Source organism: Pseudomonas sp. SIMBA_068 (assembly GCF_046534705.1).
Lineage (GTDB): Bacteria > Pseudomonadota > Gammaproteobacteria > Pseudomonadales > Pseudomonadaceae > Aquipseudomonas > Aquipseudomonas putida.
In genome coordinates, this window is record NZ_JAWRYI010000001.1 from 47,229 (window position 1) to 65,213 (window position 17,985).

General features: G+C 61.5%; 12 protein-coding genes. All 12 read left to right on the forward strand.

All coding sequences use genetic code 11. The features are described 5' to 3' along the window. Position 1 precedes the first annotated feature (1 nt). The 12 genes from SB756_RS00240 to fliG all read left to right on the forward strand — a co-directional run bounded on the left by SB756_RS00240 (position 2) and on the right by fliG (position 17,959). Positions 2 to 985, forward strand: coding sequence for a class I SAM-dependent methyltransferase (locus SB756_RS00240; protein ID WP_341796435.1), 984 nt, complete (start codon positions 2 to 4; stop codon positions 983 to 985). Beyond that, positions 972 to 2,015, forward strand: a complete 1,044-nt coding sequence (locus SB756_RS00245; RefSeq protein ID WP_410909958.1) for an NAD-dependent epimerase/dehydratase family protein — start codon at positions 972 to 974, stop codon at positions 2,013 to 2,015. Before SB756_RS00240 ends, SB756_RS00245 begins: the two co-directional genes overlap by 14 nt. Next, positions 2,012 to 3,355 carry a polysaccharide pyruvyl transferase family protein gene (locus SB756_RS00250; RefSeq protein WP_341796433.1) on the forward strand — a complete coding sequence of 448 codons (1,344 nt, stop codon included), beginning with the start codon at positions 2,012 to 2,014 and terminating at the stop codon, positions 3,353 to 3,355. The genes SB756_RS00245 and SB756_RS00250 overlap by 4 nt, the downstream gene beginning before the upstream one ends. A 74-nt stretch (positions 3,356 to 3,429) precedes the next feature. After that, entirely contained in the window at positions 3,430 to 4,596 is a 1,167-nt protein-coding gene (locus SB756_RS00255) for a class I SAM-dependent methyltransferase (RefSeq protein WP_410909959.1), read from the forward strand. Then, positions 4,596 to 5,543 (forward strand): FkbM family methyltransferase, encoded by a 948-nt coding sequence (locus SB756_RS00260; protein WP_341796431.1) that lies wholly within the window; start codon positions 4,596 to 4,598, stop codon positions 5,541 to 5,543. Before SB756_RS00255 ends, SB756_RS00260 begins: the two co-directional genes overlap by 1 nt. Then, positions 5,540 to 6,946, forward strand: a complete 1,407-nt coding sequence (locus SB756_RS00265) for a glycosyltransferase family A protein (RefSeq protein ID WP_341796430.1) — start codon at positions 5,540 to 5,542, stop codon at positions 6,944 to 6,946. The genes SB756_RS00260 and SB756_RS00265 overlap by 4 nt, the downstream gene beginning before the upstream one ends. 81 nt (positions 6,947 to 7,027) lie before the next feature. Beyond that, the gene (locus SB756_RS00270; protein WP_410909960.1) at positions 7,028 to 11,890 is read left to right on the forward strand and encodes a glycosyltransferase; all 4,863 of its coding nucleotides are present in this window, start codon (positions 7,028 to 7,030) and stop codon (positions 11,888 to 11,890) included. A 212-nt stretch (positions 11,891 to 12,102) separates the two neighbouring features. Then, positions 12,103 to 13,320, forward strand: coding sequence for a sensor histidine kinase (locus tag SB756_RS00275; protein WP_341796428.1), 1,218 nt, complete (start codon positions 12,103 to 12,105; stop codon positions 13,318 to 13,320). Beyond that, complete coding sequence (locus SB756_RS00280) at positions 13,320 to 14,675, forward strand: sigma-54-dependent transcriptional regulator (protein ID WP_341796427.1); 1,356 nt, start codon at positions 13,320 to 13,322, stop codon at positions 14,673 to 14,675. Before SB756_RS00275 ends, SB756_RS00280 begins: the two co-directional genes overlap by 1 nt. 145 nt (positions 14,676 to 14,820) lie before the next feature. Next, on the forward strand, positions 14,821 to 15,153 hold the full coding sequence (fliE, locus tag SB756_RS00285) for a flagellar hook-basal body complex protein FliE (RefSeq protein WP_341796426.1): 333 nt from the start codon (positions 14,821 to 14,823) through the stop codon (positions 15,151 to 15,153). A 15-nt stretch (positions 15,154 to 15,168) separates the two neighbouring features. After that, entirely contained in the window at positions 15,169 to 16,947 is a 1,779-nt protein-coding gene (gene fliF / locus SB756_RS00290) for a flagellar basal-body MS-ring/collar protein FliF (protein WP_016498549.1), read from the forward strand. After that, positions 16,940 to 17,959, forward strand: a complete 1,020-nt coding sequence (gene fliG / locus SB756_RS00295; RefSeq protein ID WP_016488432.1) for a flagellar motor switch protein FliG — start codon at positions 16,940 to 16,942, stop codon at positions 17,957 to 17,959. The genes fliF and fliG overlap by 8 nt, the downstream gene beginning before the upstream one ends. The last annotated feature ends 26 nt before the right edge of the window (positions 17,960 to 17,985 follow it).

Here is a 17,985-nt window from a genome sequence, read left to right on the forward strand (position 1 = left end):
GATGCAGTTGCCCAGCCCTGCGTACACACCCTGCCGGCTGTGCGGGCATCGTTGGCGGCTGCCGATGGACCAGGCGGGCTACTATGAAACCCTGGTTGCACGTAACGATCTGAACACACCTTGGTTCAAGCGCAAGATGCGTGAGCGCGTCGCTGCGGTTTCTGACTTGCTGCAGACGGGCAGGGAGCGTGTGCTCGAAGTCGGCTGTGCGGAAGGTGAACTCGGGCGTGAGATCAAGGCGCGCTTTGCCGTCACCTATGAGGGTGTGGAGTTGTCGCAAGACAGGGTGCTGGCCGAGCAGAAGCTTGACCGCGTCTTCCATACGCCGACCAGCCAGATCGAGGCAGCGCCGTACCAGCTGATCGTGTCCTTTCATGTGCTGGAGCATATCGCCCGACCCGAGCAGGAGCTTGCGGCCTGGTCGAGTCTTCTTGGTGCAGACGGGCGTGTGCTGATCGAGGTGCCGAACCAGGCGGGGCATCCGCTGCTGGCCAGTGATCGCAATCTCGAGCACCTGCACCAGTTCACCCCGGCGTCGCTGACCCTGCTGCTTGCACGTTGCGGCTTTAGTTGTGATGGGGTGTCCGTGGGGCATTACGAATCACCGGTCTACCCGGACTCGATCCGCATCGTCGCCCGCCTGCAACTTGGGGCAGAGCGCCGCGAGCAGCTTCTGCTGCAGCGTTTTCGTGAAAGAACCGGCGGCCCGTTCCTGGTGTACGGAATTGGCGGCGACTACCTCAATTACCTGGCACCGTTAGCCGAGTCGCTGGATATCCACGCCTTGCTGGACTCATCCGAAGCGAAATGGGGGCAACGCCTGGGTAAACACGTGGTGTGTGCCTACGACCCGCAAGCGCATGCGGAATTACCCATCGTCATCTGCTCCATCCGCTTCGCCGCAGAAATCCGTCAGCACCTGCTCAACCTCGGGATTGCAGCGCAGCGTATCATCGGTCTGGATAGCATCTATGAAGACGCCTGATTCCATTCTCGCCGGGGATTTGAGCGGTATTCTCGCCGCCCCGTTGCCTTGGGAGGCCCTGTACGGTCGTCACATCCTGGTCACCGGCGCCTCGGGTTTTATCGGGGGGCATGTAGTCGAGGCCCTGGCCTGGCTCAATCGCCTTCAGCCCCAGGCGAACCTGCATGTGTATGCCCTGGCTCGGGACCTGGAAAAACTGCGTCAACGCATGCCCTGGCTGGATATGCCTGGTGAAGTGACGCCTCTGATCCAGGATGTCACCCAGCCCTGCGGCCTTGCTGCGCCACTGGGTTTCATCATCCATGCCGCCAGCCCTGCCAGCCCCAAGGACTATCTGCAGCGCCCGGTCGATACGATTCGCGCCAATACCGATGGCACCGGGGCACTGCTTGAGCTGGCCCTGGAAAAGCAGGCACGTTTCCTGTTCCTCAGCAGCGGTGCGGTGTACGGCGACAATCCCTGGCAAACCGATGCGATCGCGGAAGGTGATTTTGGCCGTGAAGACCCGTTGGCTCCACGGGCCTGCTATGGCGAGAGCAAGCGCCTGGCCGAAACCCTGTGCCGGGCCTACCACACCCAGTACGGTGTGGATGCCAGGATCGCGCGAATTTCCCATTGCTATGGGCCGGGTATGCGTCTGGATGATGGCCGGGCGATTTCCGATCTGCTTGCCGATGTACTTCACAATCGGGATATCCAGCTGGATTCCGATGGAAGCGCCTCGCGTCCGTTCTGCTACGTCTCCGATACCGTGCTCGGGCTGTTCCACATTCTGTTTCAGGGTGAAGCAGGCCATGCCTATAACGTTGGTGAAACGCAGGAAACCAGCATCCTGGAATTGGCCGAAAAGTTGATTGCCTCAGCCGGTAAGGCAGGGCAGCTCATGGTCAGGCCGAAGGCGCGCAGTGGTCCGGCGCCCGCCGTGAGAAGCGCTGGGCATTTCAATATCGACAAGATCCGCGCTTTGGGGTGGGCGCCACTCACATCTCTGGATGTGGGTTTAACCAGACTCTTGCAGGCCAATACATGAACGCTCCCGATTCGCGTCCGACTCTGATTGGTTACCTCCCCCCGCCTGAGGGGATTAGAAAGACAGGGGCCAATTACCAGTATCATTCCCAATTTATCAATATTGGGGACATTGTTTACGCCCATGCCGGCGCGCTGTTGACTTCGGGGCGCAATTTTGAGGCCTGGAACTTTCGGATGACCGCAGAAGAGGTCAATGAGCGATTTTCCAAGGTGATATTTTTCATCCCTTGCAGGATTGCGCCGCCTCCGTATGACCAGGATGGTTATCCTTACGCCTACGTCACGGACTTTATCGAAAAACTGAAGATTCCTTTTTTCAGTCTTGGCGAATCCATTCAAGCCAGGGAGTACGATTATCAGCCCGGGTTCCACAAGCAGCTTTCCCCTGCGGTGGTCCGCTATCTGAGTGTGATCGCCGATAGATCGCCGGTGGTGGGGACGCGCGGCTATTATTCAGCGGACGTGCTGAATAGCCTCGGGATCAAGAATGCCGTTCCCTTAGGCTGCCCATCCCTCTACTTGAATGGCCCTGCGCTGCGCACATCCTTGATGGAGGTGCCGAGCAACCCTGAAAAGGTTGCGGTGTGCTACTCGAACTACCAGGGCAATCGGCATAGCCGGATCGACGACTTTCTTCGCCTGGCCAGTGAGCAGGATTATTACTATGTCGAGCAGGTCTTTGGCCTGCTTGCGCAGGCGCTCTATTACCCCGGGAAGGTCAGCGGGGCCGATATCCATGCGGCGCGGCGGTTCTATAAAGACTTGGCGCCTGTGCTTGCCTTGTTGAAAAAAAAGCGCGTTCGCTACTTTACAAACTACAGCCTGTGGAAGGAATTCCTCGGGTCGATGGATTTTGTGTTCGGGGCCAGAATGCACGGTTTGACGCCGGCGATCCATGCCGGAAAACCTGCCGTTTTCATTGCGCACGATTCAAGGGTGCGGGAAATGTGCGAGTTTTTTTCACTGCCGTTTGTGGCGGAACATGAACTGCCCGCATCAATGGATATCAACTTCTTCTTGTCACGCTGTGACTACACCGCAACGCTTTCGCAGTATCAGGACGCGTATGCGCGATTCGTTCAGACGCTGCGCGCGCTTGGGCTGGACGGCAATATCGATGCAGCGGGTTCGATTATTGACTGCTGGGAGCCCGCGCCTGACGTGCAGGTGGCCGGCGAGGAGCGAGTTCCCCGTTACTCACCCGAAGAAATGTTTAACCTGGAACAGCAACTTGCCATTTGCGCCGGGATTCCGGACGAGGCCTTTGTGAGGCTTGCCCAGATCCGTGATATTTCTCAAAGTTGGTACCGTTCTCGCCTCAATACACAGGCGGGCTAAGACCGCTCTTTTGGCCAGTTATTGTTGCGTCTTCCGTTTTGGCAAGGCCGTTCGTAAAGTTCAGGGTAGGCGATATGAGAGCGTGTGAAATTTGTGGCGCAAGCCATCCGGAGCAACTGCACCGTCAGCATTTTCTGTTCCCGGGGCTTCCCCAGGCAGTCCATTACGATGTGGTGGCCTGTCGCAACTGCGGTTTTGCCTACGCCAGCGACATTCCGGATCAGTCGGCGCTCGATCAGTTCTATCAGAACGTCGAGCATCACCTGCATACCGACCTGCCGCCCGGGTTGGCACGTATTCATGGCGATTTCTTCCACTTCGTCCAGCAACATGCAGACTTGGCAAGCGACGCTCGCATTCTCGATATCGGTTCGGGCATGGGTCATTTCCTTGCACATTTCAAACAGGCAGGCTTCCAGCGCTTACTAGGCATGGAGCCCAGCCCAGCTGCAGCCAAGCTGGCGCACGAAATCTACGGAGTAGAGATCAGAAGCGCGACCGTGGATGCTTTCGTCACTGAAGAGCGCTTCCAGTTGATCAGTCTTTGCGGCGTGCTGGAGCATATTGCCGACCTGCGCAACAGCCTGGCGAAGATTGCGGCGCTGCTGGCGGATGACGGCTATCTGTTCATCGCTGTTCCCGATGCCGAAGCCTTCGGCAAGACGCCGCTGGCTGAGCCCTTCCTCGAGTTTGCACTGGAACACATCAACTTCTTCAGTGCTGCCAGCCTCGACAACCTGCTGGCGGCTAACGGCTTCGAGAAAGTGACGGTGATCTCCCAGCACAACGATTTCTACGACAACCATTACCTGCTGGCCATGTACCGCAAGACCAGCCCGGCAGCGAAGCGTTTCACGGTTGATGCTGTGGCGGCTGCCAGCCTGCTCAGTTATGTCGAGCTTTCACGGCAGGTATTGCGCCCGGTGGAAGCGCTGGCCCAGCAACTGGAGGCCAGTGCTGAGCCGGTGCTGATCTGGGGCGCTGGCGCGCTTACCAGCCGGTTGCTCTGCGATACCCGGCTGGGCAAGGCCAATGTCTGCGGCATCGTCGACCGGAACAGGAACCTGCAGGGCAAATCCCTGCTCGGTGTGACCATTACCGGCCCCGATGAGCTGGCGCAGCACCAGGGGGCCACGGTCTTCATTGCCAGTACCACTTACGCTGCAGAGATCCGCGACACACTGACCCAGCAACATCACTGGCGCGGCAGAATCCTCAGCCTCGCAACCGGAGCCCGGTAATGCCGATGAACACGCTCAACCACATCCGTACGGCCTATGAGGCCGGGGGCTCTGCCAAGCAGGATTACATCGAGGCCATTCACGCGCGGCACGCCAGCCTGTTCGAGTACCCTGAGTTTATCGCCGGTACCGATGTGGAGTCTTTGCGCATTCTGCCAGAGGGCATCTTCGTGCGTTCCCGCTCGCAGCAGGTCGAGTTGTTTCTGGATCCCCAGGACCAGCACCTGGTGCCCTGTACCCTGATGAACTTCCGTGCCTATGAAACACAGGAAACCGAGTTCCTCAAAGCCATCACCCAGGAAAACGCGGTGATTCTGGACATCGGCGCCAATTGCGGCTGGTATGCCCTGGCGCTGGCTCGGCATTGCCCGTCGGCGCGGATTCACGCCTTCGAACCAATCCCCCATACCTATGAGATTCTCGAGCGCAACATCCGCCACAACGGCTTGTTCAACATAGAGGCGCACCGGCTGGCCTTTTCAAACCAGCAGGCGACGCTGGAGTTTCTCTACACGCCCAACTGCTCCGGCGCCACTTCCCAGGTCCTGGCCGGGCAACCGGGCCGCCAGGAAAGCCTGCAGAAGGTGTCCTGCCCGGCCACGACGCTGGATAGCTTCTGCGCGCAGCATGAGCTGGCGCCCCAGATCATCAAGTGCGATGTGGAAGGGGCGGAGTTGATGGTGATCCAGGGTGGCGAGGCGATGCTCGCTCAACACAAACCGGTGATTCTGATCGAGCTGTTGAGAAAGTGGGCCAGGAAGTTCGATTACCACCCTAACGAGGTGGTGGAGCGGCTCGATGGTCTTGGCTACCAGGCTTACACCCTGAGCGAAGAGGGGCTACGCCCGTGCCCTGGCATTGACGAGGAAACCCAGGAAACCAACTTTGTCTTTCTCCACGGGCAGAAGCACCGTGAGATCCCTGATCTGGTGCGGTCGTTGCCATGAACCCAGCCATTCCGTCGCTGACCGTTGCGCTGCTGACCTACAATCGACTGCACTACCTCGAGCAGTCCATCGCTGCCGTCCTGGCCCAGAGCTATGAGGATTTCGAGCTGCTGGTACTCGACAATGGCAGCAGTGACGGGACTGCGGAGTTTATCCTGCGCTTGCAGGACCCGCGAATCCGCTACGTCAGGAATTCCCGCAACATCTCCAGTGTGGAGTTCAACTGCCGTTCGGCTTATCACCTTGCCCTTGGGCGACGGGTGATCGTGACCCATGACGATGATGTCATGGAGCGAGACATGCTTGAACGGCAGATGCGTTTCATGGATTGCCATCCAGAAGTGCGGCTGGTGTGGACTCGCGTCAGTGACATTGATCAGGATGGGGATGCGCTAGTCGGCGAGCACACCCTGCCTGAATCGGAGCGAGTCTTCGCTCCAGGGGAATACATCAGCAGTTTTCTCAAGGAGCGGTTGTGGCCTATGCCCAGCGGCGTGATGCTGGAGCGGGCCGTACTGCCCAGCTTCTATGCGGTACACGCGTGCCTCGGCGACGCGGCTGCCCACAAGAAAACATTGGAGACGGCAGGCATCGAGGACGTGCTGATGCCGGCGCGTATCAACCGCCGGCATGCTATCGGCTTCCTCGATCAGCCGTTGCTGCGCCGTCGGCTGCACACCAGGCAGTTCTCCCATGTGGCAAGCCTGTCGCTACCAGGGGTCGCTCTCTATCGAGACCTGAAGCACATTGCCAGGGGCGTGCCTGGTCTGGAGGTAGAGGCCCTTCATTTTGATGCCTACGTGGCGCGCTTCGCGATTCAGGAAGCCATTACCACCCAGGTGGGTCAGGCAATCGACAAGCACATTCTGAAGAAGATTGGTAAAACGGCCGACAGCCTGCTGCGCAACTTGGAGCAAGCCCCCGACGCCTTTCTGGCGGGCTTGCCAGTCTTCCTGCTAGCCCAGCTTCTGTTGCTGGGGGACCAGGTGTGCCCGCTGGACAAGTTGTCGGTTTCCGGGCATGCCAGCGCTACCCGGCAACTTCTGAAATGGACGCGCAAAACCGTTGAAAACCCAGGCTCGAGCATTCTGGCCGGCCTGGAGGGGCGCAGGATCATCATCTTTGGTAGCGCCTTCATCGCCGCATTGCTGATTCTTGAAGCCAGAAACAAAGGTGGACAGGTCGTCGCCTGTATAGACTCCAACCTCAATCGCCAGGGCACGCAAATGCTCGGCGTGCCCATCCAGCCCTTGGCCTGGATGAGTGAGCAAGTGGAACAGGACGATGTCGTGATCATCAGCTCCGAGCGGGACCATGAACATTACATCGAAGCGCTTGTCCGCCAACATCTCACGGCGCCGGCACGCATCGTGTCGTGGAAAGAGCTGACGGAATCTGCGTGATTCAGGGCATAGAGGCTTCGTGCCGACAGGCGCCGTGTCGCTTGACGCAAGCGAGCAACATTTTTTGGGGGAAGTGACAGCATGACGAATTGGGCTTTGATCGCGGGTGGGCGTTGTACCGGGCAACCTTGGCGAGTGCTGGTTGCCGGGTTTTGCCTGGACGATGAGCAGGCCTTCCTGCTGTCCGATGCGCACTGGCAAGAACTACAACGGCAATTGCCGCTGCAGCCCCTGGCGGCCTATGGCCTGAGCAATGGGCTGGTGTTCGAGCGAGCTACCGAAGCCGCCGGAGAGTGCGACGGCGTCTTTCTGATTGCCCACCCTCGTCAAGCCAATGCCTTGTTCGCGTTGCCGTCACAGGTGCGGCGTTATCTGCTGCTACGTTCTTCCGAGCAATTTGGGGCGCTACAGGACGATACCTGCTTCAGCAAGGTTCTGATTCCGGCGAAGGGAGAGCCTGTCAGTACTTCGAGGGTGCACATCGATTACTTGAAACTTCCCGATGCGCCCGGATCCGATGCGCAAGCGTGGCCACTGACGCGAGAAGCTGAAGACCGCGACCATTCCAGGAATTACCATTGTTCGGCGGACTTCTGGCTCTATAAAGTCACCACTGCAATCGCTGATGATGCTGCTGCCGTACGGCAGTTCGAGCCGCTGCTGAGTGTCGTTATTCCGACCTACAACTATGGGCGCTATCTTGCCCAGTGTGTTCAGTCGGTGCTCGATCAGGGTGTGGAGAATATCGAGATCCTGGTGCTGGACAACGCTTCCACGGACGATACCGCCGAGGTAATGGCGGCATTCGCGGGCAACCCGAAAGTGCGATACATCCGTAACCGATACAATTACGGCCCGGGTTACAACTGGCGAAATGGCCTGCGTATCGCGCAGGGGCGTTACTTCACGTTCCTTTCCGCCGACGACTATTTCAATCCGGGCCATCTGTCGCGTCTGTTGCCTACGCTGGAGAGCCAGCCCAACGTGGCGGTTGGCTATACCGGCATTCGCTGGGTCGATGGTTCGGGGCAGGCATTGAACCAGCCTCGTCACCCCGGCTACCGCAATGGCGACTATGTCGGCGGGCGTAATGAAGTCGCTGATCTGCTCATCTACGACAGCTACATGACGCCTTCGGCCGTCATCTACCGGCGTGAGATTTTTTGCCGGGTCTGGAATCCAGGCAACAGCTACGGTGCCGGCGACTGGGAAATGGTCGTGCAGATGGCGGAGCGTTACCCCGATTTCGCCTACGTCGATATGCCGGGTGTCAGCTATCGCTGGCATGGTGCGCAGTATTCGAGCGGGTTTTATGCCTCCAGCGAGCCATTGATGGGGCACCTTGCCATTGTCGAGGGGGTATTCGAGCGCAATGCGCAGCATCATCTTCACGGGCGTGAGCGCGAGGTGGCCGGGCACCTCAAGCGGCGTCTGGATCTGTATCCTGACGAGCAGGGTTCCGAGCTGGGGGCCCGGGCACGCCGGCTTTGCGAGCGCCTGGAAGAACAAGCGCGGCAGCAAGAGCAGGCGTTGTTCTCTGTTATCCTGACAACCTTCAACCGCCCGCAATTGCTCAAGGATGCGCTGAACAGCATTGCGCATCAGTCCTTCAAGGACTTTGACGTCATCCTGGTCAATGACAATGGCGAGCCGGTCGAGTCGCTGCTGGCTGAGTACGATTTCCCGATCACGTACATCCGCCAAGGCCGCAATCGCGGCCCGGCCGCTGCCCGTAATACCGCTTTGCATCTGGCCCGTGGCCGGTATGTCGTTTATCTGGACGACGACGACCTGTACCTGCCTGACCACCTTGAAACACTGGCCAAAGCGCTGGATACCCACCCCGACAGTGTGGTGTACACGGATGCAGTGTTCATTCAGGAAACGATTGCGGCGGGCAAGCGGACCGAGGTGGCGCGTGAACAACGCTATCCACACGAGGCCTACTCCCGGGAGCGTTTGCTGGTAAACAACTACATCCCGATCAACACCTTTGCCTGCCCACGCGCGCTTGCGCTTGCCGTGGGGGACTTCGACGAGTCGCTGGCAGGCTTGGAGGATTGGGATTTCCTCATGCGCCTGAGCGCGCGAAGCGCCTTCCATCATGTGCGCAGCGAGACGGTGGAAGTCCGTATGCGGCGGGACGACAATGCACCTGCACGACGCTCCGAGCAGGCACTGAAAGATTACCCAGCGCTTTATCGCGAGTTGTATGCGCGCCATGGCGACGTTGGCAGCGAAGAAGTACAGCGCGGGCGCCAGCAAATGCTGGAGCATCTGGGTGGCAAGCCCAAGGCGTTGACACTGCAAACCTGGCTGGCCGAACGCGTTCCGGATGCCATGCAGAGTCGCCTGATCGAACAGCGTCTGCGCGCCCATCAGGGTGGCCCTGTGATCGGGGTAATCGTGGTGGACGCTGACGGGCGCGCCGATGCATTGAAAGCTTCTCTGCAAAGCCTGGGTAGCGATCACTGCCTTTATTCCACTTTGAAAATTGTGGCGCTGACGCCGGGCGAGGCTCCCGCGACTTCGGCGCAGGACAAGCTGCATTTCGTGCGTCTGACCGATGCCAGCCTGAGCGATCAGCTGAACCAGGCAGTTCAGGCGGGTGAATTTGACTGGTTCATGCTGGTAGACGCGGGGAGTGAGTTCACTGCAAGTGGCTTGCTGATTGCCGCGCTTGACCTGTTGGCGGCGCCGGGCTGTCGGGCCGTCTATGGTGATGAGGGTTTGCGTTCCGATGGGTCAGAAATGGGCGCTGTGCTGCGCCCTGATCTAAACCTTGATCTACTGCTCAGTTTGCCGGCGAGCCTGTCACGCCACTGGCTGTTCAACCGGCAGGTGTGGCTGGAAATGGGCGGCTTCCGCCAGGAGGCGGGCCAGGCATACGAGCTGGATTACATCCTGCGCCTGATCGAGTCTGCCGGTTTCGAGGGGCTGGGGCATATCAGCGAGCCGTTGTTGGTCTGCGATGCCCCGTCGCTGCGCGACTGCCCGGACGAGCGCGGGGTCATCCAGCGCCATCTGCATGCCCGCGGTTTTGCACAGGCGCGCATCGGGTCTCGTCTGCCCGGGCGTTATGATCTGAACTATGGCGCCCCCGGCGACGCACCGGTCAGCATCCTGATCCTGCTCCAGGGCAACAGCACCGAGCGGGTGCAGCGCTGCATGGAAACCATTCTGGAGAAGACAACCTATCGAAACTACGAGGTGCTGCTGCTGGCGCGTGATAATGCCGGCCCGGCAGTAAACGGCTGGCTCGACAACGTTGCCCGGCTTGGCACCGATGCCATTCGTTGCCTGCGATTCCCTGCCGGCATGGCGCCTGTGCAAATGCGCAACCAGGCCGCCGGGCAGGCCCGTGGTGATTTCCTGCTGTGGCTGGACGAAGGCGCTGCGGTGCTCGATAACGATTGGTTGCAGCAGATGCTCAACCACGGCATGCGCCAGGAAGTCGGCGTGGTGGGGGCCAAACTGGTGGCGGGGGACGCTACCATCAGCCATGCCGGTTTCGTGCTCGGCCTGAATGGCCCTGTTGGCGAAGCTTTTGCCGGTCAGCCGATGGACGCGTCCGGCTATCTGCAGCGCCTGCAAGTGGACCAGAACTATGTCGCCGTGAGCGGCAAGTGCCTGCTGGTGAACAAAAGCCTGTTCCTGGAGGCGGGCGGTTTCGACGAGTCCCCCGAGTTGCAGCGCTGGACGGATGTTGATCTGTGCCTGCGCCTGCACCGTGGCGGCTACCTGAACGTGTGGACGCCGCGTGTTCAGTTGCTGCTAAGTGAGGATGCTGTAACGCCGGCCACCGCCGCAGAAGAAGATGCCTTGTATGACCGCTGGCTGCCTGTACTGGCACGCGACCCGCTCCACAACCCGAACTTCTCGCTGTCTTCCGACAATGGCCTCGGCCTGGCGCCCTCCGGTCTGAGCTGGCGACCGTTGTCGTCCTGGAAACCGCTGCCGACGATCCTCGCCCATGCGGCGGACAGAGGAGGGTGTGGCAACTACCGGGTCATCCAGCCGCTGGATACGCTCAACCGCGAGGGGCTGGCCGAGGGGGTGGTGGCGTGGAATTATCTGGCGCCTGCCGAACTTGAGCGTTATCAGCCCGACAGCATCATCCTGCAGCGCCAGGTTGGCGATGAGCAGATTGAGCATATACGCCGGATGCACGCGTTTTCGCGGGCTTTCAAGGTCTTCGAGCTGGACGACTACCTGCCCAACCTGCCGCTCAAGAGCGTGCACAGGGCGCACATGCCCAAGGACATTCTGCGGTCCATACGTCGCAGTCTTTCCTATGTGGACCGCTTTGTCGTCTCCACGCAGCCGCTGGCCGAGGCCTTCGCCGGCGTACATGGCGATATCCGCGTGGTACCCAACACGCTGGATACCCGCTACTGGAGCGACCTCAAGGCCCTGCGCCGGCAGTCGCGCAAGCCGCGTGTCGGCTGGGCGGGTGGGGCGAGCCACACGGGCGACCTGGAAGTGATCGCGGACGTGGTCAAGGAATTGGCCAACGAGGTGGAATGGGTGTTCTTCGGCATGTGCCCGGACAAGCTGCGGCCTTATGTTCATGAGTTCCACCCGAGTGTCTCGATTGAGCAATACCCCGCGACGCTGGCCAGGATGAACCTGGACCTGGCCCTGGCGCCGGTCGAGCAGAACCTGTTCAACGAGTGCAAGAGCAACCTGCGTTTGCTGGAGTACGGCGCCTGTGGTTTCCCGGTGATCGCCAGCGACCTGCGTTGCTACCAGGGCTACAGCGATTTGCCGGTCACACTGGTGAAGAACCGTTTCCGAGGCTGGGTAGATGCCATTCGCATGCACATCTCTGATCTGGATGCCACGGCGAAGGCGGGCGATGCACTGCGCAATGCAGTGCTGGGCGGCTGGATGCTCGAAGGCGACAACCTGAGCAACTGGCGCAAGGCCTGGCTGCCGGATTGATACATTGTCGTAGGCCTGGATCGGCCTCTTCGCGGGCTTGCCCGCACCCACAGGTACAGCGCAGGGCTTGACTCCTATGCTGGCCCTGTGGGAGCGGGCAAGCCCGCGAAGAGGCCGGCACAGGCAACACAAATCCCCATCTCCGGCACGGCTATTGCTACACCGCTGGCAACACACCGTTTTTATGACGGTCAGCCACGCGAGAGAGCACGATGCCCCAGGCCGCCCACGTAACCCGAGCCCCCGATCATCAGGGGCAGACCCCGATCGAGCAGGACAGCCACCAGGGTATCGAGCAAGCCTTCGCCCTGTTCAATCAGGTATCCAGCCAACTCAGCCAGTCCTACAGCCTGCTCGAAGCCCGGGTCAGTGAACTCAAAGGCGAGCTGGCCGTGGTCAGTGCCCAGCGCATCGAGGAACTGAGCGAAAAGGAACGCCTGGCCAACCGTCTGCAGAACCTGCTGGACCTGCTGCCTGGCGGGGTGATCGTGATCGATGGCCATGGCCTTGTACGTGAAGCCAACCCGGCTGCCTGCGAACTGCTCGGCGAACCGCTGATCGGCGAGTTATGGCGTCAGGTGATCGCCCGCAGCTTTGCACCACGCAAGGACGATGGCCATGAAATCTCGCTGCGCGACGGCCGCCGCCTGTCCATCGCCACCCGCTCGCTGGATGCCGAACCCGGCCAGCTGGTGCTGCTCAACGACCTGACTGAAACCCGTCGCCTGCAAGACCAACTGGCCCGCCACGAGCGCCTGTCGTCGTTGGGGCGCATGGTCGCCTCGCTGGCGCACCAGATCCGCACGCCGCTGTCGGCCGCCATGCTCTACGCCAGCCACCTCGCTGACAGCGAGCAACAGCTGAGCCCGGAAACCCGCCAGCGCTTCGCCGGTACCTTGAAGGAGCGCCTGCACGAGCTGGAGCACCAGGTGCGTGACATGCTGGTGTTCGCCCGTGGCGAGTTGCCGCTGGGTGATCGGGTTACCCCAAAAGCCCTTTTCCAGGCCCTGCAGCAGGCGGCTCAGGCGCATGTGCAGGGGCACACCGTGCGCTGGCAGTGCGACAGCCATCTGGGTGAGCTGCTGTGCAATCGCGACACCCTGGTCGGCGCCTTGCTCAACCTGATCGAAAATGCCCTGCAGGCCAGCGACGGCCCAGCGCGCTTGAAGGTGCACCTGTTCCGTCGCGAGCGCACCCTGCATCTGTGTGTCAGTGACGCCGGCAGCGGTATCGCCGCCGAGTTGTTGGCGCGCCTTGGCGAGCCGTTTCTCACCACCAAGGCCACTGGCACCGGCCTCGGCCTGGCGGTGGTCAAGGCTGTGGTGCGTGCGCATCAGGGCGCTATCAGCCTGCGCTCGAAGGTGGGCCGAGGCACCTGCGTGCGGGTAGAGCTGCCGTTGATCGACGGGCAATTGGCGGAGGGGGTGTAATGGCAATCAAGGTGCTGCTGGTCGAGGACGACCGCGTATTGCGCCAGGCGCTGGGCGATACCCTGGAAATCGGCGGTTTCGCCTACCAGGCAGTGGGCAGTGCCGAAGAAGCGCTGGAGGCGGTGGTGGATGATGCCTTCAGCCTGGTGGTCAGCGATGTGAACATGCCCGGTATGGACGGGCATCAGTTGTTGAGCCAGTTGCGCCGCCAGCAACCTCAGCTGCCGGTGCTGTTGATGACGGCGCACGCCGCCGTCGAGCGTGCCGTCGAAGCAATGCGCCAAGGTGCTGCCGACTATCTGGTCAAACCGTTCGAGCCAAAGGCGCTGCTCAGCCTGGTCGAGCGGCATGCCGCCGGGCGGGTGTCCGCTGACGAGGGGCCGGTGGCCTGTGAGCCGGCCAGCCGCCAGTTGCTGGAGTTGGCCGCACGCGTGGCGCGCAGTGACTCGACCGTGCTGATTTCTGGTGAGTCCGGCACCGGCAAGGAAGTGCTGGCGCGCTACATTCACCAGCAGTCGCCGAGGGCGGCGCAGCCCTTTGTGGCAATCAACTGCGCGGCCATCCCCGACAACATGCTCGAAGCCACCCTGTTCGGCCATGAAAAGGGTGCCTTCACCGGTGCCATCGCCGCCCAGGCCGGCAAGTTCGAGCAGGCCGAAGGCGGTACCCTGCTGCTCGACGAAATCTCGGAAATGCCAATGGCCTTGCAGGCCAAGCTGCTGCGTGTGCTGCAGGAGCGCGAAGTGGAACGGGTGGGCGGGCGCAAGCCGATCAGCCTGGATATCCGCGTGCTGGCCACGACCAACCGCGACCTGGCCGGCGAAGTAGCGGCCGGGCGCTTCCGTGAAGACCTGTTCTACCGCCTGTCAGTGTTCCCCCTGGCTTGGTGCCCGTTGCGTGAGCGCCCGGGCGACATCCTGCAACTGGCCGAGCGCCTGCTGGCGCGCCATGCGGCCAAGATGAAACACGCCCCGGTACGCCTGTCGCCGCAGGCCCGGGCCTGCCTGCAGGCCTATGCCTGGCCGGGCAACGTGCGTGAACTCGACAACGCGCTTCAGCGGGCGCTGATCCTGCAGCAGGGTGGGGTGATCGAGGCGGCGGATTTTTGTCTGGCAGGCGCCATTCCCTTGTCGGCGGGCACGTCGCCATCACTTGAAGCCACTGCCGAGGCCAGCGGGCTGGGCGATGACATGCGCCGCCATGAGTACCAGATGATCATCGATACCCTGCGCGCCGAGCGCGGTCGGCGCAAAGAGGCGGCCGAGCGCCTGGGCATCAGCCCGCGCACCTTGCGTTACAAACTGGCGCAGATGCGCGATGCCGGGTTCGACGTCGAGGCCAGCCTGTTCGGCTGACACTGCGCCCCGCTGTGAATACCGTCCCACAGGGGCCGTATAAGCCAGTGAAAGGTGATTGCCAAGGCTGGCACCTTTGTTGCTTTACGTAGGCTATTCGCCGCATGAGTGTCAAAAAAATGCGGCCGCAGGAGAGAGAAGGGTCATGAGCCAAGGTGTTGAATTCAATCGTCTGATGCTGGACATGCGGGCCATGCAGGCCGATGCCATGTCGCTGCCCAAGGTCGCCGCCGCCCCCGAGCTGGCGCCGGGGCAGAGTACCTTTGCCGACATGCTTGGCCAGGCCATCGGCAAGGTGCATGAGACCCAGCAGGCATCGACCCAGCTGGCCAATGCCTTCGAGATCGGCAAGAGCGGCGTCGACCTGACCGACGTGATGATCGCTTCGCAAAAGGCCAGTGTGTCGATGCAGGCCATGACCCAGGTACGCAACAAACTGGTACAGGCGTACCAGGACATCATGCAGATGCCGGTTTGAGGACGGACGTAGACCATGGCTGAAGCAGTCGTCGACAACCCCCCCGCCAAGACGGGCCCGGCAGCGGCCAAGCGCCCGCTGCCAGGTATGTCGTTCCTGGAAAACATCGCGCAGATGCCCATGCTGCGCCAAGTCGGCCTCATGGTCGGCCTGGCGGCCAGCGTGGCAATCGGCTTTGCCGTGGTGCTGTGGTCGCAACAACCCGATTACCGTCCGCTGTACGGCAGCCTGTCGGGCATGGACACCAAGCAGGTCATGGACACCCTGGGTGCTGCTGACATCCCCTATAACGTCGAGCCCAACTCCGGTGCTCTGCTGGTCAAGGCCGACGACCTCTCCCGTGCCCGCCTGAAACTGGCGGCCGCCGGCGTGGCGCCCAGCGATGGCAATGTCGGTTTCGAACTGCTCGACAAGGAGCAGGGGCTGGGCACCAGCCAGTTCATGGAAGCCACTCGCTACCGCCGCAGCCTGGAAGGCGAGCTGGCGCGTACCGTTTCCAGCCTGAACAACGTCAAGGCCGCACGCGTGCACCTGGCCATCCCGAAAAGCTCTGTGTTCGTGCGCGACGACCGCAAGCCTAGCGCCTCGGTACTGGTCGAGCTGTACCCGGGCCGTGCCCTGGAAGCCGGTCAGGTGTCGGCCATCGTCAACCTGGTGGCGACCAGTGTGCCGGAGCTGGACAAATCCCAGGTCACCGTGGTCGACCAGAAAGGTAACTTGCTGTCCGAGCAGCTGCAGGACTCTGCCCTGACTGAGGCCGGCAAGCAGTACGACTACAGCCGCCGTATGGAAAGCATGCTTACCCAGCGCGTGCGCAACATCTTGCAGCCTGTCCTGGGCAATGACCGATACAAGGCCGAAGTGTCCGCCGACCTGGACTTCAGTGCCGTCGAGTCGACTGCCGAGCAGTTCAACCCCGACCAGCCGGCGCTGCGCAGCGAGCAGTCGGTTGACGAGCAACGCGCCAGCAGCCAGGGCCCGCAAGGTGTGCCTGGCGCGCTGAGCAACCAGCCGCCAGGCGCCGCTTCGGCACCGCAAACCACCGGTGGCGCCGCTACCCCGGCCGCAGCCATTCAGCCTGGCCAGCCGCTGGTGGATGCGAACGGCCAGCAGATCATGGACCCGGCCACCGGCCAGCCGATGCTCGCACCGTACCCGTCGGACAAGCGCCAGCAAAGCACCAAGAACTTCGAGCTGGACCGCTCCATCAGCCACACCCGCCAGCAGCAGGGGCGCATGACCCGCCTGTCGGTGGCAGTGGTGGTAGACGACCAGGTCAAGATCGACCCGGCCACCGGCAACACCAGCCGTGCACCCTGGGCCGCCGAAGACCTGGCGCGCTTCACCCGCCTGGTGCAGGACGCGGTCGGCTTCGACGCCAGCCGTGGTGACAGCGTGACGGTGATCAACGTGCCATTTGCCGCCGACCGTAACGAAGAAATTGCCGATATCGCCTTCTACCAGCAGCCGTGGTTCTGGGACATCGTCAAGCAAGTGCTGGGCGTGGTGTTCATTCTGGTACTGGTGTTCGGCGTGCTGCGGCCGGTGCTCAACAACATCACAGGGGGCGGCAAGCAGGCCGCTTCGGATAGCGACATGGAGCTGGGCGGCATGGTGGGGTTGGATGGCGAACTGGCCAACGACCGCGTCAGCCTGGGTGGCCCGACAAGCATTCTGCTGCCTAGCCCGAGCGAGGGTTACGAGGCACAGCTCAACGCAATCAAAGGCCTGGTGGCCGAAGACCCGGGCCGTGTAGCCCAGGTCGTCAAAGACTGGATCAACGCCGATGAGTGATAACCGAGCCGTTACCGCCAAGCTGAGCCGTGTCGACAAGGCGGCAATCCTGCTGCTTTCGCTGGGCGAGACCGATGCGGCCCAGGTGCTGCGCCACATGGGCCCCAAGGAAGTGCAGCGGGTGGGTGTGGCCATGGCGCAGATGGGTAATGTGCACCGTGACCAGGTCGAGCAGGTAATGAGCGAGTTCGTCGACATTGTCGGCGACCAGACCAGCCTGGGCGTGGGGTCCGATGCCTACATCCGCAAGATGCTCAACCAGGCCCTGGGCGAGGACAAGGCCAATGGCCTGGTCGACCGCATCCTGCTGGGTGGCAACACCAGTGGCCTGGACAGCCTGAAATGGATGGAACCGCGCGCGGTAGCCGACGTGATCCGCTACGAGCACCCGCAGATCCAGGCAATCGTGGTCGCTTACCTCGACCCTGACCAGGCCGGCGAAGTGCTGAGCAACTTCGACCACAAGGTGCGCCTGGACATCGTCTTGCGCGTATCGTCGCTGAACACCGTGCAGCCGGCGGCGCTGAAAGAGTTGAACCAGATCCTCGAGAAGCAGTTCTCGGGCAACTCCAACGCCGCGCGCACCACCTTGGGCGGCATCAAGCGCGCTGCAGACATCATGAACTTCCTGGACAGCTCCGTGGAAGGTGCACTGATGGATGCGATCCGCGAAGTCGACAGCGACCTGTCGGAGCAGATCGAAGACCTGATGTTCGTCTTCAACAACCTGGCCGACGTCGACGACCGTGGCATCCAGGCGCTGCTGCGCGAAGTGTCGTCCGACGTGCTGGTGGTGTCGCTCAAGGGCGCCGACGAGCGGGTCAAGGACAAGATTTTCAAGAACATGTCCAAACGTGCCTCCGAACTGCTGCGCGACGACCTGGAGGCCAAGGGGCCGGTGCGGGTCAGCGACGTGGAAACGGCGCAGAAGGAAATCCTCACCATCGCCCGCCGCATGGCCGAGGCCGGCGAGATCGTGCTCGGCGGCAAGGGTGCCGAGGAAATGATCTGATCCATCAGGTCAGGAAAAAATGGTGG